Raw genomic sequence first — 19724 nt, 5'->3', positions numbered from 1 at the left:
CTTTTCGATCAGGGGCGAACGGGCGACGGCTTACTGCGCGTCGGTATTCGTGCCCAGCTGCGACGGCGTGGCCGTTACCTTGGCCTTGGCCTTGACCTTCAGCGCTTCAACGTAATCGACCATCTGCTGCTGGCCCATCATGTTGCCGATCTGGTCGGCTTCCTGCTTGCGGCGCGCCGCGTCGAGCTGCGCCGGCTGCGAGACCTTGTTAATGCGGTAGACCGCGTAACCCTGGCCGGGAACATCGACACCGACATACGCCGGCAGCTTGGTGGCGTCAGCCTTGAGCACGGCAATCGCACCGGGCTGGTTGATGGTCGGCTGCTTGGTGCGCGACACGATCACCGGCGCACCGAAACCGGTCGCATCGCCTGCCGCCTTGGCCGCAGCCAGCTTGGCTTCACCTGCCTGGCGCGCCAGGCGCACGGCTTCTTCGATCGTCACGCGCTGACGAATCTGCGCCTCGACCTCGGCCAGCGGACGCTTGGCTGCGGGACGCAGTTCAACGACGCGACCGGCCACCAGCACGCTTGGGGCGACTTCCACGGCTTCGGTATTGCGCTTGTTCTTCAGCGCGTCGTTACCGAACAGCGCAGTCAGGAACTTGGCATTGTTGAACGGTGCATCGCCCAGCGCCGGATTCGGCGTACGGGTCAGGTTGTCGACGGTCTGGATCTGCAGCTTGAGCTTGTCGGCCACCGGCTTCAGGCTGTCCGACTGGTCATACGCGGTCTCGGTGAACACGCCAGCCAGCTCGGTGTACTTGGAAGCCATCTTTTGCTTCTTCAGGTCGCCTGCAATCTGCTCACGCGCTGTGTCGAGCGACTTTTGCGTCGCCGGCTTGATCGAGTTCAGCTTGATGATGTGCCAGCCGAATTCCGACTGCACCAGGCCGCTCGTCTCGCCCTCTTTCAACGCATAGATCGAATCTTCGACCGACTTGACGAACAAGCCCTTCTCGACCACGCCCAGATCACCACCAGCCTGGGCCGAGCCCGGGTCTTGCGAATTGGCCTTGGCAATGGCGGCGAAATTGGCCGGCGCCGCGCGCACTTGCGCCAGCACGGCTTCCGCCTTCGTCTTGGCCGCAGCCTGGTCGGCTGGTTTCGCATCCTTGGCCACCGTGATCAGGATGTGGCTGGCGCTGCGCTGCTCGGGCGTCGTATAGGTCTTGAGGTTCTTGTTATAGAAGTCGCTGATTTCAGCATCCGACACCTGCACCTGGTTTTCAACGGTGGCGGCATTGAACACGACGTATTCGGCCTTGACCTGCTCAGGAATCTGGAACAGCGTTGGGTTCTTGTCGTAGTAGGCCTTGACCATCGCGTCGGTGACTTTCACCTGCGGCAGGTAGGTCGCGACCGGGAACACGATCTCCTGCACTTCACGCTCCTGGTCATTGATGCTCGACAGGCGCGTTGCGACGCTGCGTGGTGCGAATGCCGTGGCCTGGATCGAACCGGTCAACTGCTGCACGGTGAGGTCGCGGCGAAGGCGCTGGTCGAACATCGCCGGCGTCATGCCTTGCGCTGCCAGGGCGGCCTTGTAGCCTTCCATATCGAAGCCACCATCCGGCTGGCGGAACTGCTGGATCTCCATGATGGTCTTTTGCAGCGTTGCATCGCTCACGTTCATATGCGAGCGGGCGATCTCGGCGCTGATGGCGCGTTCGCCGACCAGGTTATTCAGGATCGTTTTCTTCGCTTCGGCCGTCTCGAACATCTTCTGGTCGAACTGGGCGCCCATCATCTGGCGTGCCTGGTCGATCTGGCGACGCTGTGCATCTTCCCATTCCTGACGCGAGATCTTTTCGCCGCCAACGGTGGCGACGTGGGTGCCGGCATCGTTGCTCTGGTAACTCTCCAAACCGACAAACACGAACGATGGGACGATCAAAAGAAGCAGGATCCCGTACATCCAACGCTTGTTGTTCCGAATAAATTCAAACATGGTCAGCCATTCAAGGTTGAGAATGCAATAACAGCACAAGTTAAAAAAAAAGGCGAACTCGCGTTCGCCTCTTCTAGCGGGATTGCCCCGTGAGGCATCCCATACTACTATATTCTGGCGGAGCGGACGGGACTCGAACCCGCGACCCCCGGCGTGACAGGCCGGTATTCTAACCAACTGAACTACCGCTCCAGACATGGTGTCTGTGCGTTTTTTATGGCGGAGCGGACGGGACTCGAACCCGCGACCCCCGGCGTGACAGGCCGGTATTCTAACCAACTGAACTACCGCTCCAGCAAAAAACACACCAACGAACATCAGGGACTACACAACAACCCCTGCTGCTTTCCTTCGCTTGTCACCGCGAAGAAGGCATTAGTTTACAGCATCTTTCAGCGCTTTACCAGCCTTAAATTTCGGGACGCGTGCGGCCTTGATTTTGATGGGCTCCTTGGTGCGCGGATCGCGGCCCGTGCGTGCGGCGCGTTCGCCAACCGTGAACGTGCCAAAGCCAACCAGGGTGACGCTATCATTCTTTTTCAGGGTCTCGGTCACGGCGTCGATGACGGCGTCGAGGGCACGCGCTGCCGATGCCTTGGTAATGTCCGCGGACTTCGCGATTTCTTCGATCAGTTCTGCCTTGTTCACTCGTTCCCTCGTTTCCCGTTCGTGACGCACACGCGCCGCTGCTGCAAAAGTGCAGGCCGTATTAAACAAGGGCAACATGACGCTGTCAAGCGAGCCCGCGTCAATGCAGGTTCATCTGTGGCATAAGAAGCGTCATCCCGACAGCCAAAAAAAAGGCGCAGTCAACGTTAAATAGAGACTAGCTTTGAACTGACGAGCACTCCAGTGGTCCAAGCCCTGTCCCCAGCGTCAGGAGTCGATCATGAAAGCGCCAGGTTTTAAGGGCTGGTTCGCAAAACTGCCTTCACTGAATCAGCCGCAGCGCCAGCAAGCGCTCGATGCCCTGCATCCTACAGCTGGGCTCGATCAGGTGGTTGCGCTTATCGATGAGGTCAGAGCACCAGGCCGCTGCTGCCCCAGATGCGGCAACGCGCATTGCTACCGGCACGGGTTCGCCAATGATTTGCAGCGCTACCGCTGCTGTGCCTGCGGCCGCACCTTTAATGACCTCACTGGCACGCCGCTGGCGCGGCTCAGGCACAAGGCCAAATGGCTCGCGTATTCGCAGGTACTGCTCGATTCACTCCCCGTGCGCAAGGGCGCAAATCGGGTCGGCGTACACCGCAACACCGCCTTTCGCTGGCGACACCGCTTCCTGCATTGGATCAAGCTCGACCGGCCCGCGGCGCTTAACGGCATCGTCGAAGCTGACGAAACATTTCTGCTCGAATCGCAAAAAGGTTCGCGCACGCTCGATCGGCCACCGCGCCGCCGCGGCGGCTGCGCTGCCAGACGGGGCATTTCCAGTGAACTGGACTGCATCCTGGTCGGGCGCGACCGCGAGGGGCGTACGGTCGATGCCGTCACTGGCAGGGGTGCGCTCACGGCTGCGCAACTCGAACGCGACTTGCTGCCCAGCCTCGATCGGCAGGCCTTGCTGGTCAGTGACAGCCATGCTGCCTACCGCGCCTTTGCACGCAAGCACCGAATCACGCACGAGATGGTCAATCTTCCCGCCGGGGTGCGTGCGAAGCGGCTAGGCAACCTTGCCATCCATGTGCAAAACGTGAATGCCTACCACCAGCGTTTCAAGACCTGGCTGCAGGGCTTTCGTGGCGTGGCGTCGCGCTACCTGCCCAATTACCTGGGCTGGCGCTGGGCGCTGGATGGTGAGCGGATTACGTCGCCAGAACAATTGCTTAGTATCGCTATCAGCGTCATCAACAGATAACGTTGACTGAGCCCAAAAAAACAGGCGCCACACGGGCGCCTGTTTCAGGAAGCTGCAAGCAGCTCGATACTATTTAGTGCTTGACCACTTCAGGCTTGGCTTCCACCGGCGCTGGCGCGACGGCCACTGCAGGATCTTCCACCAACGGCTGCGGCTGACGCTCCAGTGCGATCTCCAGCACTTTCTCGATCCAGCGCACCGGCACGATCTCGAGCTTGTTCTTGACGTTGTCCGGAATCTCGGCCAGGTCCTTCACGTTCTGCTCGGGAATCAGCACCGTCTTAATGCCACCGCGATGCGCCGCCAGCAGCTTTTCTTTCAGACCACCGATCGGCAGGACTTCACCGCGCAGCGTGATCTCGCCCGTCATCGCCACATCGGCGCGCACCGGGATGCCGGTGAAGGCCGAGACCAGCGCCGTCGTCATGCCGATACCGGCCGACGGACCATCCTTCGGCGTCGCGCCTTCCGGCACGTGGATGTGGATGTCAGCCTTCTCGAACGCCTCGTTCTTGATACCCAGGCGTGCGGCGCGGCTGCGCACCACGGTCCGGGCAGCTTCAATCGATTCCTTCATCACGTCGCCCAGCGTACCGGTGCGGATGATGGCGCCCTTGCCCGGCACGTTGACGGCTTCGATCGTCAGCAGATCGCCACCGACTTCGGTCCAGGCCAGACCGACCACCTGGCCGACCTGGTTGTCTTTCTCGGCCACGCCAAAGTCATAGCGGCGCACGCCCAGGAACTTGTCCAGGTTCTTGCCGTTGACGATGACGCGCTTGTCGGCACCGGTGCCCGGCTTTTTCAGCAGCAGCATCTTGACGACCTTGCGGCAGATTTTCGACACTTCGCGCTCGAGCGAACGTACGCCGGCTTCGCGGGTGTAGTAACGGATGATGTCACGGATCGCGGTCTCTTCGACCTTGATTTCCTCTTCCTTCAGCCCGTTGTTCTTCAACTGCTTCGGCAACAGGTAGCGCAGCGCGATGCTGGTCTTTTCGTCTTCGGTGTAACCCGACAGACGAATGACTTCCATACGGTCCAGCAGCGCGGGCGGGATATTGTACGAGTTCGACGTCGCCACGAACATCACGTCCGACAGGTCGAAGTCCACTTCCAGGTAATGGTCCGAGAACGTGTGGTTCTGTTCCGGGTCCAGCACCTCGAGCAGGGCCGACGACGGATCGCCACGGAAATCGGCGCCCATCTTGTCGATCTCGTCGAGCAGGAACAGCGGGTTGCGCACGCCGACTTTCGCCAGCGATTGCAGCACCTTGCCCGGCATGGAACCGATATACGTGCGGCGGTGACCACGGATCTCGGCCTCGTCACGCACGCCACCCAGGGCCATGCGCACGAACTTGCGGTTCGTCGCGCGGGCGATGGACTGGCCAAGCGACGTCTTGCCGACGCCCGGAGGACCGACGAAGCACAGGATCGGCGCTTTCAGCTTGTCGACGCGCTGTTGCACTGCGAGGTATTCCAGGATGCGTTCCTTGATCTTGTCCAGGCCATAGTGATCCTGTTCAAGCACAGCTTCGGCACTGGCCAGATCGATCGCGACCTTCGACTTCTTGCGCCATGGGAGCGACACCAAGGTGTCGATGTAGTTGCGCACGACGGTGGCTTCGGCCGACATCGGCGACATCAGCTTGAGCTTGCGAATTTCGGCCTGGGCTTTTTCCATGGCTTCTTTCGGCATCTTGGCGGCGACGACTTTCTTTTCGAGTTCCTCGATGTCGGCACCCTCTTCGCCCTCGCCCAGTTCTTTCTGAATCGCCTTGACCTGCTCGTTCAGGTAATACTCGCGCTGCGACTTTTCCATCTGGCGCTTGACGCGGCCACGGATGCGTTTCTCGACCTGCAGGATGTCCAGCTCGCCTTCCAGCTGGCCGAGCAGGTGCTCGAGGCGCTTGGCGACGTTGAAGATCTCCAGGATCACTTGCTTCTGCTCGAGCTTGAGCGGCAGGTGCGCAGCGACGGTATCGGCCAGGCGGCCTGCGTCATCGATGCCGGCGAGCGAGGCGAGGATTTCTGGCGGAATCTTTTTGTTGAGTTTGACGTACTGGTCGAACTGCTGAACGATCGCACGGCGCATCGCCTCGACTTCGGAGTCGTCGCCGATTTCCGATTCGACGGGCGTCAGTTGCGCCGTGAAGTGCGTGGCGCCGTCATTGATCGTATCGATGCGCGCGCGCTGCGAACCCTCGACCAGGACCTTGACGGTGCCGTCGGGGAGTTTGAGCATCTGCAGAATATTGGCGACGCAGCCGATCTCGTAGATGTCTGCGGCGGACGGTTCGTCCTTGGCGGCGGCCTTCTGGGCGGCCAGCATGATGCTTTTGCCCTGCTCCATCGCGGCTTCCAGAGCCTTGATCGATTTAGGGCGGCCAACGAACAGAGGTATCACCATATGCGGGAACACAACCACATCGCGCAACGGCAGAAGTGGCAGCGTCGTTTGCTCGGTTAATTTCGAAGTTGTCATGGCATACCTTATAAAAAGCGTGTTCTGAACTTGGGCACTGGACAGCCAAAACACAAGACCGTCCGGCAAAAATATATTCTGTAAGTAAAAGAAACTCGACTTGTCAGAGCATATAGCCGTTCCAATAAAAGACTCTCGGAAAATGAAAAAGCCACCACACGGCGTACCGCGAGTGGCTTTTCGAATGAAGCCGGGATCTCTTATTGAGATTGATTGTACCGAGTTGAATCTGTGCGGCAAGCAATTTGTCGCTTGCGCCCGGATTTTTTTCAGTTTTCTCCCGACGCTTTTGCTGTTTCGCTGTAAATCAGCAAAGGTTTCGCGCCGTTCGTGATCGTATTTTCATCGATCACGACTTTCACGACATTCGACTGGCCTGGCAATTCATACATCACGTCAAGCAGCGCATGTTCGAGAATCGAACGCAGGCCACGTGCGCCGGTTTTACGGGCCAGTGCTTTCTTCGCAATTGCATGCAGCGCTGCCGGACGAATCTCCAGTTCGGCGCCTTCCATTTCCAGCAATTTCGAATATTGCTTGATCAACGCATTCTTTGGTTCAATCAGAATCTGGATCAGCGCTTCTTCGGTCAGCTCGGACAAGGCAGCCACCACCGGCAGACGGCCGACCAGCTCGGGAATCAGACCGAACTTGATCAGGTCTTCGGGCTCGGCTTCGAGCAGGATCTCGGCGTTGTAGCCGGAATCGAGGCTCTTGACCGTGGCGCCAAAGCCGATCCCGCTCTTGACGGAGCGGTTCTGGATCACCTTGGCCAGGCCATCAAACGCGCCGCCGCAGATGAACATGATGTTGGTCGTGTCGATCTGGACGAAGTCCTGGTTCGGGTGCTTGCGCCCGCCCTGCGGCGGCACCGAGGCCATCGTGCCTTCGATCAGCTTGAGCAGCGCCTGCTGCACGCCCTCACCCGACACGTCGCGCGTGATCGACGGGTTATCGGACTTGCGCGAAATCTTGTCGATCTCGTCGATGTAGACGATGCCGCGCTGCGCTTTTTCAACTTCGTAGTTACAGCTCTGCAGCAGCTTCTGGATGATGTTCTCGACGTCTTCACCGACGTAGCCGGCTTCGGTCAGCGTGGTCGCATCGGCGATCACGAACGGCACGTTCAGCATGCGTGCGAGCGTCTGGGCCAGCAGCGTCTTGCCGGAGCCAGTAGGACCGACCAGCAGGATGTTGCTCTTGGCGAGTTCGACTTCGTCTTTCTTGCCCAGGTGCTTGAGGCGCTTGTAGTGGTTGTACACCGCCACCGACAGGATGCGCTTGGCCGTCTGCTGACCGATCACATACTGGTCGAGCAATTCGGTGATTTCAAGGGGCGTCGGCAGGTCGGACTTGGCGCCCGTGACCGTTTCGACGTTCGACGTTTCATCGCGGATGATGTCGTTGCACAAGTCGATGCATTCATCGCAGATGAACACGGACGGTCCTGCGATCAGCTTTTTGACTTCGTGCTGGCTCTTGCCACAGAACGAGCAGTACAACAGTTTTTCGCCGCTGGAGGATTTTTTCTCTGACATGGGGGCAGGACTCTATTGAATTGCTATGAATATAACGCTTAACCGGAGACGCAACAAGGGCGAATCCAAGGGCGCAACTGGTGCGCATGTGAACATGCTACCCGAAATAAAAAACAAACGCCCGAACGTGTTCGCGTCCGGGCGTTTTTTTCCAACATCACGCTGGATGCTCGGGCAATTTCTTAACCGCGGTGCGTGAGGACCTTGTCGATCAGCCCATACTCCACCGACTCTTCGGCCGACATGAAGCGGTCACGGTCGGTGTCGCGGTGGATCTGTTCGATGCTCTGGCCGGTGTTGTCGGACATGATGCGGGCCAGACGCTCACGCAGGTACAGGATTTCCTTGGCCTGGATTTCGATATCCGAGGCCATGCCCTGTGAACCGCCCGATGGCTGGTGAATCATGACGCGCGAGTTCGGCAGCGAGAAACGCTTGCCCTTGGCGCCGGCGGCCAGCAGGAATGCGCCCATCGAGGCCGCCAGGCCCGTGCACAGCGTCGAGACGTCGGGCTTGATGAAGTTCATCGTGTCGAGGATCGCGAGGCCGGCCGAGACCGAGCCACCCGGCGAGTTGATGTAGAGCGAGATATCCTTGTCAGGATTTTCGCTTTCCAGGAACAGCATCTGGGCGACGATCAGGTTGGCCATCTGGTCATTGACGGGACCAACCAGGAAAATCACGCGTTCTTTCAAGAGGCGCGAGTAAATGTCGTAAGCGCGTTCGCCGCGACCACTTTGCTCGACGACCATCGGCACCAAGCCGAGTGCCTGTGTATCCAGTGCTGGATTGTGCATCATACCTGTCTCTTCCTTGTTAGGGGTTGGTCAAATGGGCCATTGAAAAAAGCCGGCCTCGAGGGGCCGGCCTGCTTTTCTTAAGCCTGTGGGACGCTGCCCATCAGTTCATCGAAAGCGACGGTCTTGTTCGAGACCTTGGCCTTGCCAAGTACGTAGTTGACGACGTTTTCTTCCAATACAAGGGCTTCGACTTCACCCAGACGACGACGATCACTGAAGTAGTACTTCAGGACTTCTTTCGGGTCTTCGTAGCTCTGCGAGAAATCTTCGATCTGGGCTTTCACCTGATCTTGCGTGGCTTGCAGATCGTTGTCGGCAACCAGTTGCGACAGGATCAGACCCAGGCGCACGCGGCGCTCGGCCTTGTCCTTGAACATCTCGGACGGGAATGGCAGCTTGGCGACGTCCATGCCGCGCTGCGCCATGTCCTGGCGGGTCATTTCGGCCAAACGCTCCGAATCCTGCTCGACCATCACGGTCGGCACGTCCAGTTCGGTAGCCTTGACCAGTGCATCCATCACGGCTTCCTTGTTGCGGGCCTTGACGCGGGCGCGCACTTCGCGCTCCAGGTTCACCTTGATGTCTTCGCGCATTTTCTCGATCGAACCGTCTTCGATTCCCAGCGACTGGGCAAATTCGGTATCGACCGCAGGCATGTGCGCCCACTCGAGTGCTTTGAGCGTGATGGTGAACTCGGCGGTTTTACCGGCGACGTCCTTGCCATGGTAGTCCTCTGGGAACGCCAGTGGGAAGGTCTTGGCTTCGCCGACTTTCAGGCCGATCGTTGCGGCTTCGAACTCAGGCAGCATGCGGCCTTCGCCCAGCACGAACGCGTAATCTTCAGCCTTGCCGCCGTCGAATTCGACGCCATCGAGCGTGCCGACGAAGTCGACGGTGACGCGGTCGCCATCAGCTGCGACTGGCTCGCCGCCGGTGCCGTGTTCGCCCTGCTCGCCCTTGGTGTGGTAGTGCACACGCTGCTTGCGCAGGATGTCGATGGTCTTGTCGATTTCGGTGTCGGACACTTCGGTCACGACGGTTTCGACTTCAACCGCTGCCAGGTCGCCAATGACGACTTCTGGATAGACTTCGAAGGTGGCGTTGAATTCGAGGACGCCTTCAGGGGCGTCGTCTTTTGGCTCGATTTTCGGGAAACCGGCAACGCGCAGTTCGTTGGCGACAGCGGCTTCGTTGAATGCGCGGCCAACTTTGTCGTTGAGCACGTCCGATTCGATCTGGTAGCCGTACTGGGCAGCGACCATCTTGAGCGGCACTTTGCCCGGACGGAAGCCAGGCGCCTTGGCGGTCTTGGCCTGCTGTTTCAGGCGCTTCTCGACTTCAGTGCGGACGTCAGCGACCGGAAAAGAGATCGTCAAGCGACGTTCGAGTTTACCCAGGGTTTCGACTGCAGTTGCCATTGTAAAAATCGTCCAAAAAAATAATTATTCGTGGTGCGAGGAGGGGGACTCGAACCCCCACACCATTGCTGGCGTCAGGACCTAAACCTGGTGCGTCTACCAATTTCGCCATCCTCGCTCAGGATTGCAATATCGCCTCAAAAACAAAGGGCGCCCGACAGTAGAACCCGGCCGCCCTGCACTCCATTGTTTAGGGGCTACAACTTCAATCGATTATTTTACTGGAATTTCTGACACTATTGGGCATCATTTTTTCCAGTGCGGGGATAGGTGCATTCATTTGCCGCCCGCCCCTGCCGGCTTTTTCACGCGGAACCACGCCGCATACAAGGCCGGCAGGAATAACAGCGTCAATGCCGTCGCCACCATCAGGCCGCCCATGATGGCCACCGCCATCGGGCCCCAGAACGTCGAGCGCGACAACGGGATCATTGCCAGCGCCGCCGCGGCGGCCGTCAGCAGGATCGGCCGGCAGCGGCGCACGGCCGCTTCGATGATCGCATCCCACGGATGGCTGCCAGTGGCAATGTCCTGCTCGATCTGGTCGACCAGGATCACCGAGTTGCGGATGATCATGCCGAACAGCGCGATCACGCCGAGATTCGCGACAAAGCCGAAGGGGCGGTCGAGGATCAGCAGCGCCATCGCAGCGCCCGCCACGCCCAGCGGGCCGGTCAAGAACACCAGCAGCGAACGCGAGAAGCTGTGCAATTGCAGCATCAGCAGCGCAAACACGATGAACAGCACCAGCGGCACATTGGCCGCGATGGACGCCTCGGCTTCGGAGCTGTCGGCGGCGGCGCCTTCGATCGTCAGGCGGTAGCCGGCCGGCAGCTTCGCGCGCAGCGCGCCCAGCTGCTTGTCGACTTGCGCGGTCACGGTCGGCCCCTGGATGCCGTCGACCACGTCGGCCTGGACCATGATGGCCCACTCGCGGCCTTCGCGCCAGACGACGCCCGGCTCCCAGACGAAGCGCACGCGCGCCACCTGGCCAATCGTCACGGCCTGCCCGCCGGTGGTGGGCACCAGCGTTTCGGACAGGCGCGTGATGGTCGAGCGCTCTTCCAGTGGCTGGCGCACGACCATGTCGATCAGGCGGTTAGATTCGCGCAACTGACCGACCGCCGTGCCGGTGAGCGTCGTATTGACCGCGCGCCGCACGGCCTGCGACGTCACGCCCAGCGCGCGCAGCTTGTCCTGGTCCAGGTCGAGGCGCAGCACCTTGATCGATTCGTTCCAGTTGTCGTTCACGCCCAGCGTGTTCGGATTGGCCAGCAGCGTCGCCCTGACCTGGTCGGCGATCCCGCGCACGACGCCGATGTCGGGCCCCAGCACCTGGAACTGCACCGGGTACGGCACCGGCGGGCCATTGGCCAGCAGCCTGACGCGCCCGCGCACTTCGGGGAAATCGTGCTTGAAGATGTCGACGATCTTCAGGCGCAGCGCGTCGCGCGCCCTGGTATCGACCGGCAGCACGACCACCTGCGACACGTTCGATTGCGGGAAGATCTGGTCCAGCGGCAGATAGAAACGCGGGCTGCCGGTGCCGACATAGCTCGTCACACTGCGCACACCCTGCTGCTGCGCCAGAAACGCCTCGAAGCGCTTGACGGTTGCCTCGTTGGCGGCAAAGCTCGTACCCTCGGGCGACCAGAGTTCAACCATCAACTCGGGCCGGCTCGAGTCCGGGAAGAACTGCTTCTCGATGAATTTGAAGCCGAAGATGCCCAGCGCGAACACGGCGAGCGTCAGCGCAATGGTGGTCTTGCGCCACTCGACGCACCAGGTCACGATGCGCCGGAAGCGCTGATACGCAGGGGAATCGAAGACGTCGTGGCCGCTCTCGCCATGCGCGTGCGGCTTGACCTTGAGCAGCATGAAGCCGATGTAGGGCGTGAACATCACCGCCACCACCCACGAGATCAGCAGCGCCAGCCCGTTGACCGAGAACATCGTGAACGTATATTCGCCGGCGGCCGATTCGGCCAAGCCAATCGGCAGGAAGCCTGCCGCCGTGATCAGCGTCCCGGTCAGCATTGGCATGGCCGTGGACGTGTAGGCGAAGGTGGCGGCCTCGAAGCGCGACATGCCCTCTTCCATTTTGCGCACCATCATTTCGACGGCGATGATAGCGTCGTCCACCAGCAGACCCAGCGCGATGATCAGCGCGCCCAGCGAAATCTTGTGCAGCGAGATGTCGAGCATGCGCATGGCGAGGAACGTGATGGCCAGCACCAGCGGGATCGACAGCGCCACCACCAGGCCCGGATAGATATCGATGCGCCATTTGGGCTTGGTGTGCAGGCCGAGGGCCAGGAACGACACGACCAGCACGATGACGACCGCCTCGATCAGCACCTTGACGAATTCGCCGACCGACTCCTTGACGGCCTGCGGCTGGTCAGCCACCCGTTCGAGCTCGATCCCGACCGGCAGCTGCGCGCGGATGCGGGCCACCGTCTCGGCCAGCCCCTTGCCCATCGTGATGATATTGCCGCCCTTTTCCATCGACACGCCCAGGCCGATGACGTCCTTGCCATTGAAGCGCATCTTGTCGGCCGGTGGATCCTGGTAGCCGCGCTTGACGGTGGCGAAGTCGCCGAGGCGGAACGTGGTGCCGCCGGCGCGCAGCTGCAGCGCCTCGATCTGGTCGAGCGTGCCGAGCGCGCCCGTCACGCGCACCGACAGGTTGTCCGTGGGCGTGACCAGCACGCCGCTGGCCTCGACCGCGTTCTGCGTGGCGATCTGGTTCACGATCTGCTCGAACGGCACGCCCAGCTGGGCAAATTTCTTGCTCGAGAACTCGATATACACTTTTTCGTTCTGCACGCCAAATTGCTCGACCTTGGCCACCAGCGGCACGCGCAGCAGCTGCTGGCGCACGAAGTCGGCGTAGTCGCGCATTTCGCCATAGGTGAAACCATCGCCCGACAACGCGAAGATCGACCCATACGTGTCGCCGAATTCGTCGTTGAAGAACGGGCCGATCACGCCCTGCGGCAGCGTGGCGGTGATGTCGCCGATTTTCTTGCGCACCTGATACCACGCGGCCGTCGTTTCCTTGGGCGGCGTCGATTCACGCAGCTCGATCAGGATCGTGGTTTCGCCCGGCTTGGAAAAGCTGCGGATCGTGTTGACGTAGGGTGTCTCCTGCAGCTTGCGCTCGAGCGGATCGGTGACCTGCTCGGCCATCTGCAGCGCCGTGGCGCCCGGCCACACGGCGCGCACGACCATCGCGCGGAAGGTGAATGGCGGGTCTTCGTCCTGGCCCAGTTCGAAGTAACTCAGGATGCCGAACAGCAGGCACGCCGCGATCAGGAAGCGCGTAAGCGGGATATGTTCCAGCGCCCAGCGCGACAGGTTGAAGCCCTTCATCGTGCGGCCCCGCCGTTGGCCGTCATGGCCGCTTCGGCGTCCGCCCGCCGCGCGACATCGGCGGTAAGGATGCGCACCTTCTGGCCAGGCTTGAGCAGGTTCACGCCGGCCGTGACCACGTTCTGGCCGGCGCGCACGGCGCCGGCCACCAGCACGTCGTTATCGACCTGGCCGGCCACCTGCACCGGCACGAGCTTGACGGCGCCGTTGTCGACGACCCAGACACTGCTCGCGCCCTTGTTGTTGACCAGCGCGCTCAAGGGCACGCGCAGGCCGCCGGTGGTTGCCGCGCCCGTGGCCAGCTCCACCGTCGCGCTCATTCCCAGGCGCGCATCGACGCGGGCGGGCAGCGCAACTTTCACGGTGTAGGTGCGGGTTGCGGCATCGGCCATCGGCGCGATTTCGCGGATCTTGCCCGGGATGGTCTGCTCTGCATCGGCCCACAGGCGCACGACCACGTCGGCCGACTGGCGCAATCCATCCACCTTGTTTTCGGGGATGCCGATGACGACTTCCTTCTCTGCAGTGCGGGCCACGCGCACCACCGGCGTGCCAGCCTGGACGACCTGCCCTACCTCGGCATCAATGGCCGTGACGACGCCATCGACGTCGGCAACCAGGGTCGTGTAATTGGCCTGGTTCGACTGGCCGCGCAAGCCGGCGCGCGCTGCATCGACATTGGCCTGGGCCGCCTTGAGCGCGCTTTGCTTGGCATCGAGCACGGCTTGGCTGACGAAATTCTGGGAGCGCAGATTGACGTGCCGCTGGTAATCGGCAGCGGCCAGTTCGCGCTCGGTGTCGGCGGCGCGCAGCGTGGCGCGGGCCTGGGTTTCGGCCAGCCGGATGTCTTGCGGGTCGAGGCGCATCAGCACCGTGCCGCGCTTGACGGTCGCGCCCACGTCCACCTTGCGTTCGATGATCTTGCCGCCAACCCGGAAGCCCAGTTGCGACTCGTAACGCGGCCGCACGTCGCCTGAAAACTGCGACCGCTCGGCGCCCGCATCGGCCACCAGCTGGATCACCCGCACCGGACGGATGTCTTCGACCGGCGGCGCCGGCTTCGAGCACGCGGCCAGGGCGCCGGCGGCGCAGAAGGCGACCACGGCCGCCCGCAAGGTTGGGGAAGAAAATCGGACAAACACGGTGGTGATCCTTTGACTGGGCATGCGGCGTCTCAAGCCGAAGCTGGCGGCGCGTGGAGTGCTGCGTTGGCGCCAGTTTGTAATTCAGCAATTATAATCATGCAACTAGACAATGTGACGACTTTAGCGTCTTCCCTCTAAACATGGCTGTTGATCACTACGAGAACTTTCCTGTTGCGTCGATTCTGATGCCGCGCCGCCTGGTGCCGGCGGTCGAGGCGATCTATGCCTTTGCACGCAGCGCCGACGACCTGGCCGACGAAGGCGACGCCGCGCCCGGCGAGCGGCTGGCGGCGCTGCAAGCCTACGACCAGCAGTTGGACCGCATCGAGGCTGGCAGCGTTCCCGATGAGCCGATGTTCGCGCGGCTGGCCCATGTCGTGGTGCAGTACCGGCTGTCGGTCGCGCCCATGCGCGACCTGCTGTCGGCCTTCCGGCAGGATGTCGTCACGCCGCGCTACCAGGAATACGCGAGCCTGCTCGACTATTGCCGCCGCTCGGCGAACCCGGTCGGGCGCCTGATGCTGGCCCTGTACGAGGCCGACGACGCGGTCAACCTGCGCGACTCGGATGCGATCTGCAGCGCGCTGCAACTGATCAATTTCATCCAGGACGTCGCGATCGACCTGACCAAGGGCCGCATCTACCTGCCGCTGGAAGACCTGGCGCGCTTCCAAGTCAGCGAAACGGCCCTGAAGGCGGGCATCGTCGATGCGCCGTTCCAGGCCCTGATGCGCTTCGAGGTCGAGCGCGCCCGCGCGCTGATGCTGTCGGGCGCGCCCCTGGCCAGGCGGCTGCCGGGCCGCATCGGCTGGGAGCTGCGCATGATCGTCCAGGGCGGCCTGCGCATCCTCGACCGGATCGAGCGCGCAGGTTACGATGTGTACCGGCGCCGCCCGACCTTGGGCACCGCGGACTGGGTCGCCGTCGGCTGGGGCGCGCTGCGCATGTAAAAGTCACGGCGCACATCGCCGGCTGCGCTGTCTACCCTGCTAGAATGCTCGCCTGACGGCACAGCCGTGCCGCAGCCGCCCAACCAGCACTCCACGACGATTTTCATGTCTCCAGACGAATACTGCCAGCAAAAGACCGTTCAAAGCGGCTCCAGTTTCTACTACAGCTTCCTGTTTTTGCCGCCCGAACGCCGGCGCGCGATCACGGCGTTGTACGCCTTTTGCCGCGAGGTGGACGACACGGTCGACGAAGCCACCGACGGTTCGGTCGCCCGCATCAAGCTGGCGTGGTGGCGCACCGAGGTCTCGAAGATGTATGCGGGCACGCCAACGCACCCGGTGATGCTCGCGCTGCAGCCCCACATCGCCGTCTACAAGCTGGAAGAACAACACCTGCAGGCGATCGTCAACGGTATGGAGATGGATCTCGACCAGAGCCGCTACCTCGATTACCCGGGCCTGCAACGCTATTGCTGGCACGTGGCCGGCGTGGTGGGCATCCTGTCGGCCAGCATTTTCGGCTACACCAATCCGCAAACACTGGCGTATGCCGAAAAACTGGGCCTCGCGTTCCAGCTGACGAACATCATCCGCGACGTGGGCGACGACGCGCGCAAGGGCCGTATCTACCTGCCGGTGAACGAACTCCAGCAGTTCGGCGTCACGGCGAACGACCTGCTCAAGCTCCAGCACAACGAGAAATTCGAAGCGCTGATGGCGTTCCAGGCCAAGCGCGCGCAAGCCATCTACGACGAAGCGCTGGCCCTGCTGCCGAAGGAAGACCGGCGCGCCCAGCGTCCGGGACTCATGATGGCGTCGATCTACCGCACGCTGCTCGATGAAATCCAGCGCGACGGCTACCACGTGCTGAACCAGCGCATCTCGCTCACGCCGCTGCGCAAGCTGTGGCTGGCGTGGAAGACGTATGTCCGCACCTAGGCTGCGCGTTGCAGTCGTCGGCGCGGGCTGGGCCGGCTGCGCGGCGGCAGTGACGCTGGCGCGCAAGGGCGCGGACGTCATCCTGTTCGAAGCGGCGCGCACCCTTGGCGGGCGCGCCCGTGGGGTCGACGTGCGCGGCCTGGCGCTGGACAACGGCCAGCACATCCTGCTGGGCGCGTACGCCGAATCGCTGCGCATGCTGCGCCAGGTGGGCGTCGATCCCGATGCAGCATTGCTGCGCCTGCCGGTGCAGATGCGCTATCCGCCCGGCAGCGCCGGCATGGATTTCGTCGCGCCGCGCCTGCCCGCGCCGCTGCACCTGGCGTTCGCGCTGCTGCGCGCCAAGGGCCTGGCGCGTGCCGACAAGCTCGCCCTGGCCCGTTTCAACAGCGCGGGGCGCTGGATGGGCTGGGCGCTGGACGTCGATTGCACGGTGGCCGAACTGCTCGAACGCTTCGACCAGACCGAGCGACTCACGACACTGATGTGGCGCCCGCTGTGCATTGCGGCGCTCAATACGCCGCCCGAGCGCGCGTCGGCCAATGTGTTTCTGGCCGTGCTGCGCGACAGCCTGGGCGCCAGCCGGCGTGCGGCCTCGGACATGCTGCTGCCGCGCGTGGCGATGGGCGCGCTGTTTCCGGAGCCTGCCGGTGCCTGGCTGGCGCGTGAAGGCCACGCAGTGCGCGCTGGCGTCAAGGTTGCGGCGCTTGCGCGCAACGTGGATGGCGACGGCTGGTGCCTGACGACGGGCGCGGGCGACGAGCGGGTCGACGCCGTCGTGCTGGCCACACCGGCAGCCGCCAGCGCTACGCTGCTGGCGCCGTTTGCCGACTGCGCCGCACTGAGCGCGCAACTGGATAGTTTCACTTACGAGCCGATCGCGACCTGTTACCTGCAATATGCACCGGGCACGCGCCTGGACCTGCCGTTCTGCGCGCTGCTGGACGATCCGCAGGCGGGCCGCTGGGGCCAGTTCGTGTTCGACCGCGCCCAGCTCGACCCGGGCCAGGATGGCGTGTTTGCCGTCGTCGTCAGCGCCGCCGCCGAGGCTGCAGCGCTGCCGCGTGAGGCGCTCGCGGGCGCCATCGCGGCGCAACTGGCGCACGACTTTGGCCGGCCCGAACTGGGCACGCCGGTCTGGACCCAGCTGATCACGGAAAAGCGCGCGACGTTCACCTGTGCGCCCGGGTTGGTCCGGCCAGCCAATGCTACGCCGCTCCCGGGCGTGGTGCTGGCGGGCGACTACACGGCCAGCGATTACCCGGCGACGCTGGAGACGGCGGTGCGCAGCGGCCAGGCGGCAGCGACGGCCATCCTCGCCTACGGCGCCCTGCCCCGCGAAAAGCGCAGCCTGTCGCACGGCGATGGTGCACCAGCGGCCGGCGCCGTACAGTAGCACCATCGAAACACGCCTGATGGACACCACCATGACACCCCGACTCGGACTACGAACGGTCGCCCTGCTGCTTCTCGTGGCGGCCAGCACACTCGTACTCGTCATGCCGGAACTGATCGGCGGCGGTGGCCCCGGTACGGCCAGCGCGATCGGGGCGATCCCGGTCCTCGGTCATCACTAGGTCGGCGCGCATCGTATGGCGTACTTTTTTTCCAAACTTGATTACCTCGACGCGCTCAAGCGGGCGTTGATGGGGCTCCCGCCCGACGTGCAGGCCAAGACGCTCGCGTGGTACGAGCAGCGCTTCGTCGACGGCGCAGCAGTCGGACGATCCGAACAGGATGTGGCCAAGGAACTCGGCGACCCGCGCGACGTCGCGCTGACGCTGCGCACCAACGCCCATTTCGCGCAATTGAGCCACAAACCGGCGCCAACAAGCAGCGTGGCGCGCACCGTGGTGTCAGGCTTTGGCCTGCTGGTCTTCAACCTGTTCATGCTGATTCCGGCCGCGGTGTTTGCGTCGCTGCTGATGGCGCTGTACGTGTCGGCCTTCGGCGTGTATGTCTCGGGCATTGCCGTGACTGCCAGCGGCCTGGCCGGCTCGAACGAGCTGGTGCTGAGCGCCCCGCTGAGCCGCCTGGAAATAACGAACGACGATAGCCCGAGCGAAACGCAGACCCGGGTGTCGATCGGCGAGCATGGGATCCAGGTGTATGAAGAGCCGGTGCTGAGATCGGATCAGCGAACCGAGGCCGGCGACAGTGGATCGGCCGCCGACAGCGAGAACCGGCAGCAGCGTTCGCGCGTGCTGCGCGGTGCCGAAGCGGTGGCCGAGCGCCGCATCCAGATCACGACCGACCTCGATCCCGATTCGCGCACGACGCAGGTGGTGCTCGGGTGCGGGCTGATCCTGGGTGGCATCGCGCTGTTCCTGCTGTCGCTGGTGTTCAGCAAGTACACGATCGCCGGCATCCGCCGCTACGTGAACATGAACATGTCGTTGTTGAAGGGATAGCCGCCATGCGCTCATTGATGAAAGTGGGTTTCAGCCTGCTGCTGCTGGCGGCGGTGCTCGTGGCGCTCAGCTACAGCATGCTCAAGGCCAGCGGCACGGTCAGCGCCGCCGAAGGCCGCGCCGTCGCGCAGGATACGCGCCCGGTGCCGGCCGGCGTGGAGATCGTCGAACTCGATGGCCCGATCGACCTGAACCTGCGCTACGGCGCCACGCCGATGCTGCGGGTCAGCGGCGAGCAGCGCATGCTGGGCAATGTCGAGGTCACGGGCGACGGCAAGGTCCTGCGCATCGGCATCCGCGGCATGGTGCTGCGCCACCGCGAGCCACTGGTGGTCGAGCTGGTGCTGCCAGTGCTGACAGCGGTGACGATCGAAGGCAGCGGCGACAGCACGATCAACGGCTTCTCGGGCGACGCCATCGCCGTCCAGCTCAACGGTTCGGGCAGCGTTCGCTTCAATGGCCGCTACCGCGACGCCACGGTCGGCCTGACCGGCAGCGGCGACCTCGACGTGAATGGCGGCGCCGCGATGGACCGCGTCGAAACCCGCCTGATGGGCTCGGGCAGCATCACGGTCTCCGGCACCACCCGCGCGCTGGAAGCCGATACGACAGGCTCCGGCCGCCTCGACGCCGAACACCTGCGCGCCAGCGAAGTCACGCTAAGCCAGACCGGCTCCGGCGACAGCGTCGTGCAAGCCCGCGACACCATCCGCATCACCCTGAGCGGCAGCGGCGACGTCGAAGTCTACGGCAACCCCGCCGAACGCAGCACCAGCCGCACAGGCAGCGGCAGCGTCACCTACGAAGAATAACCCCCCAACAAATAGGGTCAGTGTCGAATTGTTTGACAAC

At 62.7% G+C, this 19724-nt stretch carries 15 protein-coding genes and 3 tRNA genes; 7 read left to right on the top strand and 11 right to left on the bottom strand.

What is annotated here, in order from left to right; all coding sequences use genetic code 11:
• Positions 1–30: 30 nt before the first annotated feature.
• The 4 genes from HD842_RS05900 to HD842_RS05885 form a co-directional block, all read right to left on the bottom strand.
• Positions 31–1950, bottom strand: coding sequence for a SurA N-terminal domain-containing protein (locus tag HD842_RS05900; protein WP_183552146.1), 1920 nt, complete (start codon positions 1948–1950; stop codon positions 31–33).
• A gap of 115 nt (positions 1951–2065) precedes the next feature.
• Positions 2066–2142, bottom strand: a tRNA-Asp gene (locus tag HD842_RS05895).
• 25 nt (positions 2143–2167) lie between these two features.
• A tRNA-Asp gene (locus HD842_RS05890) sits at positions 2168–2244 on the bottom strand.
• An 81-nt stretch (positions 2245–2325) separates the two neighbouring features.
• Entirely contained in the window at positions 2326–2598 is a 273-nt protein-coding gene (locus HD842_RS05885) for an HU family DNA-binding protein (protein ID WP_183553666.1), read from the bottom strand.
• 241 nt (positions 2599–2839) lie between these two features.
• Here HD842_RS05885 and HD842_RS05880 point away from each other — a divergent pair, with 241 nt between their 5' ends.
• Positions 2840–3808 (top strand): IS1595 family transposase, encoded by a 969-nt coding sequence (locus tag HD842_RS05880; protein WP_183552145.1) that lies wholly within the window; start codon positions 2840–2842, stop codon positions 3806–3808.
• A gap of 73 nt (positions 3809–3881) precedes the next feature.
• Here the strand turns inward: HD842_RS05880 and lon are convergent, their stop codons facing one another.
• From lon to HD842_RS05845, 7 genes are all read right to left on the bottom strand, one after another.
• Positions 3882–6296 (bottom strand): endopeptidase La, encoded by a 2415-nt coding sequence (gene lon / locus HD842_RS05875; RefSeq protein ID WP_183552144.1) that lies wholly within the window; start codon positions 6294–6296, stop codon positions 3882–3884.
• Positions 6297–6565: 269 nt separating this feature from the next.
• Positions 6566–7834: an ATP-dependent Clp protease ATP-binding subunit ClpX gene (gene clpX, locus HD842_RS05870; protein WP_183552143.1), complete on the bottom strand. Its 1269-nt coding sequence runs from the start codon at positions 7832–7834 to the stop codon at positions 6566–6568.
• Between the two features lie 182 nt (positions 7835–8016).
• A complete protein-coding gene (gene clpP, locus HD842_RS05865) occupies positions 8017–8634 on the bottom strand; it encodes an ATP-dependent Clp endopeptidase proteolytic subunit ClpP (protein ID WP_307732379.1) in 618 nt (205 codons plus the stop codon).
• Positions 8635–8711: 77 nt separating this feature from the next.
• Entirely contained in the window at positions 8712–10052 is a 1341-nt protein-coding gene (tig, locus tag HD842_RS05860) for a trigger factor (protein ID WP_183552142.1), read from the bottom strand.
• Positions 10053–10083: 31 nt separating this feature from the next.
• A tRNA-Leu gene (locus tag HD842_RS05855) sits at positions 10084–10170 on the bottom strand.
• A gap of 158 nt (positions 10171–10328) precedes the next feature.
• Positions 10329–13427, bottom strand: a complete 3099-nt coding sequence (locus HD842_RS05850) for an efflux RND transporter permease subunit (protein WP_183552140.1) — start codon at positions 13425–13427, stop codon at positions 10329–10331.
• The gene (locus tag HD842_RS05845; protein WP_183552138.1) at positions 13424–14593 is read right to left on the bottom strand and encodes an efflux RND transporter periplasmic adaptor subunit; all 1170 of its coding nucleotides are present in this window, start codon (positions 14591–14593) and stop codon (positions 13424–13426) included. Before HD842_RS05845 ends, HD842_RS05850 begins: the two co-directional genes overlap by 4 nt.
• Positions 14594–14712: 119 nt before the next feature.
• On the opposite strand from HD842_RS05845, the gene hpnC reads away from it, so the two are divergent.
• The 6 genes from hpnC to HD842_RS05815 all read left to right on the top strand — a co-directional run bounded on the left by hpnC (position 14713) and on the right by HD842_RS05815 (position 19684).
• On the top strand, positions 14713–15522 hold the full coding sequence (hpnC, locus tag HD842_RS05840; protein ID WP_183552137.1) for a squalene synthase HpnC: 810 nt from the start codon (positions 14713–14715) through the stop codon (positions 15520–15522).
• 105 nt (positions 15523–15627) lie between these two features.
• Positions 15628–16461: a presqualene diphosphate synthase HpnD gene (hpnD, locus tag HD842_RS05835; protein WP_183552136.1), complete on the top strand. Its 834-nt coding sequence runs from the start codon at positions 15628–15630 to the stop codon at positions 16459–16461.
• A complete protein-coding gene (gene hpnE / locus HD842_RS05830) occupies positions 16448–17857 on the top strand; it encodes a hydroxysqualene dehydroxylase HpnE (protein ID WP_183552135.1) in 1410 nt (469 codons plus the stop codon). Before hpnD ends, hpnE begins: the two co-directional genes overlap by 14 nt.
• A 31-nt stretch (positions 17858–17888) precedes the next feature.
• Positions 17889–18038 (top strand): hypothetical protein, encoded by a 150-nt coding sequence (locus HD842_RS05825; RefSeq protein ID WP_183552134.1) that lies wholly within the window; start codon positions 17889–17891, stop codon positions 18036–18038.
• A 15-nt stretch (positions 18039–18053) separates the two neighbouring features.
• A complete protein-coding gene (locus tag HD842_RS05820) occupies positions 18054–18872 on the top strand; it encodes a DUF1700 domain-containing protein (protein ID WP_183552133.1) in 819 nt (272 codons plus the stop codon).
• A gap of 5 nt (positions 18873–18877) precedes the next feature.
• Positions 18878–19684: a GIN domain-containing protein gene (locus tag HD842_RS05815; protein ID WP_183552132.1), complete on the top strand. Its 807-nt coding sequence runs from the start codon at positions 18878–18880 to the stop codon at positions 19682–19684.
• Positions 19685–19724: the final 40 nt, after the last annotated feature.

The sequence above is a fragment of the Massilia aurea genome (assembly GCF_014200505.1).
In the GTDB taxonomy this organism is placed as follows: Bacteria; Pseudomonadota; Gammaproteobacteria; order Burkholderiales; family Burkholderiaceae_D; genus Telluria; species Telluria aurea_B.
This window is presented reverse-complemented; position numbering and strand designations above follow the sequence as displayed.

Excerpts from the sequence above, each read along its gene's own strand:
- lon (WP_183552144.1), bottom strand. The coding sequence starts at position 6,296 with ATGACAACTTCGAAATTAACCGAGCAAACGACGCTGCCACTTCTGCCG.
- HD842_RS05820 (WP_183552133.1), top strand. The coding sequence starts at position 18,054 with ATGGCGTACTTTTTTTCCAAACTTGATTACCTCGACGCGCTCAAGCGG.
- HD842_RS05825 (WP_183552134.1), top strand. The coding sequence starts at position 17,889 with ATGACACCCCGACTCGGACTACGAACGGTCGCCCTGCTGCTTCTCGTG.
- hpnE (WP_183552135.1), top strand. The coding sequence starts at position 16,448 with ATGTCCGCACCTAGGCTGCGCGTTGCAGTCGTCGGCGCGGGCTGGGCC.
- HD842_RS05845 (WP_183552138.1), bottom strand. The coding sequence starts at position 14,593 with ATGCCCAGTCAAAGGATCACCACCGTGTTTGTCCGATTTTCTTCCCCA.
- tig (WP_183552142.1), bottom strand. The coding sequence starts at position 10,052 with ATGGCAACTGCAGTCGAAACCCTGGGTAAACTCGAACGTCGCTTGACG.
- hpnC (WP_183552137.1), top strand. The coding sequence starts at position 14,713 with ATGGCTGTTGATCACTACGAGAACTTTCCTGTTGCGTCGATTCTGATG.
- HD842_RS05880 (WP_183552145.1), top strand. The coding sequence starts at position 2,840 with ATGAAAGCGCCAGGTTTTAAGGGCTGGTTCGCAAAACTGCCTTCACTG.
- HD842_RS05850 (WP_183552140.1), bottom strand. The coding sequence starts at position 13,427 with ATGAAGGGCTTCAACCTGTCGCGCTGGGCGCTGGAACATATCCCGCTT.
- hpnD (WP_183552136.1), top strand. The coding sequence starts at position 15,628 with ATGTCTCCAGACGAATACTGCCAGCAAAAGACCGTTCAAAGCGGCTCC.
- clpX (WP_183552143.1), bottom strand. The coding sequence starts at position 7,834 with ATGTCAGAGAAAAAATCCTCCAGCGGCGAAAAACTGTTGTACTGCTCG.
- clpP (WP_307732379.1), bottom strand. The coding sequence starts at position 8,634 with ATGATGCACAATCCAGCACTGGATACACAGGCACTCGGCTTGGTGCCG.
- HD842_RS05815 (WP_183552132.1), top strand. The coding sequence starts at position 18,878 with ATGCGCTCATTGATGAAAGTGGGTTTCAGCCTGCTGCTGCTGGCGGCG.
- HD842_RS05900 (WP_183552146.1), bottom strand. The coding sequence starts at position 1,950 with ATGTTTGAATTTATTCGGAACAACAAGCGTTGGATGTACGGGATCCTG.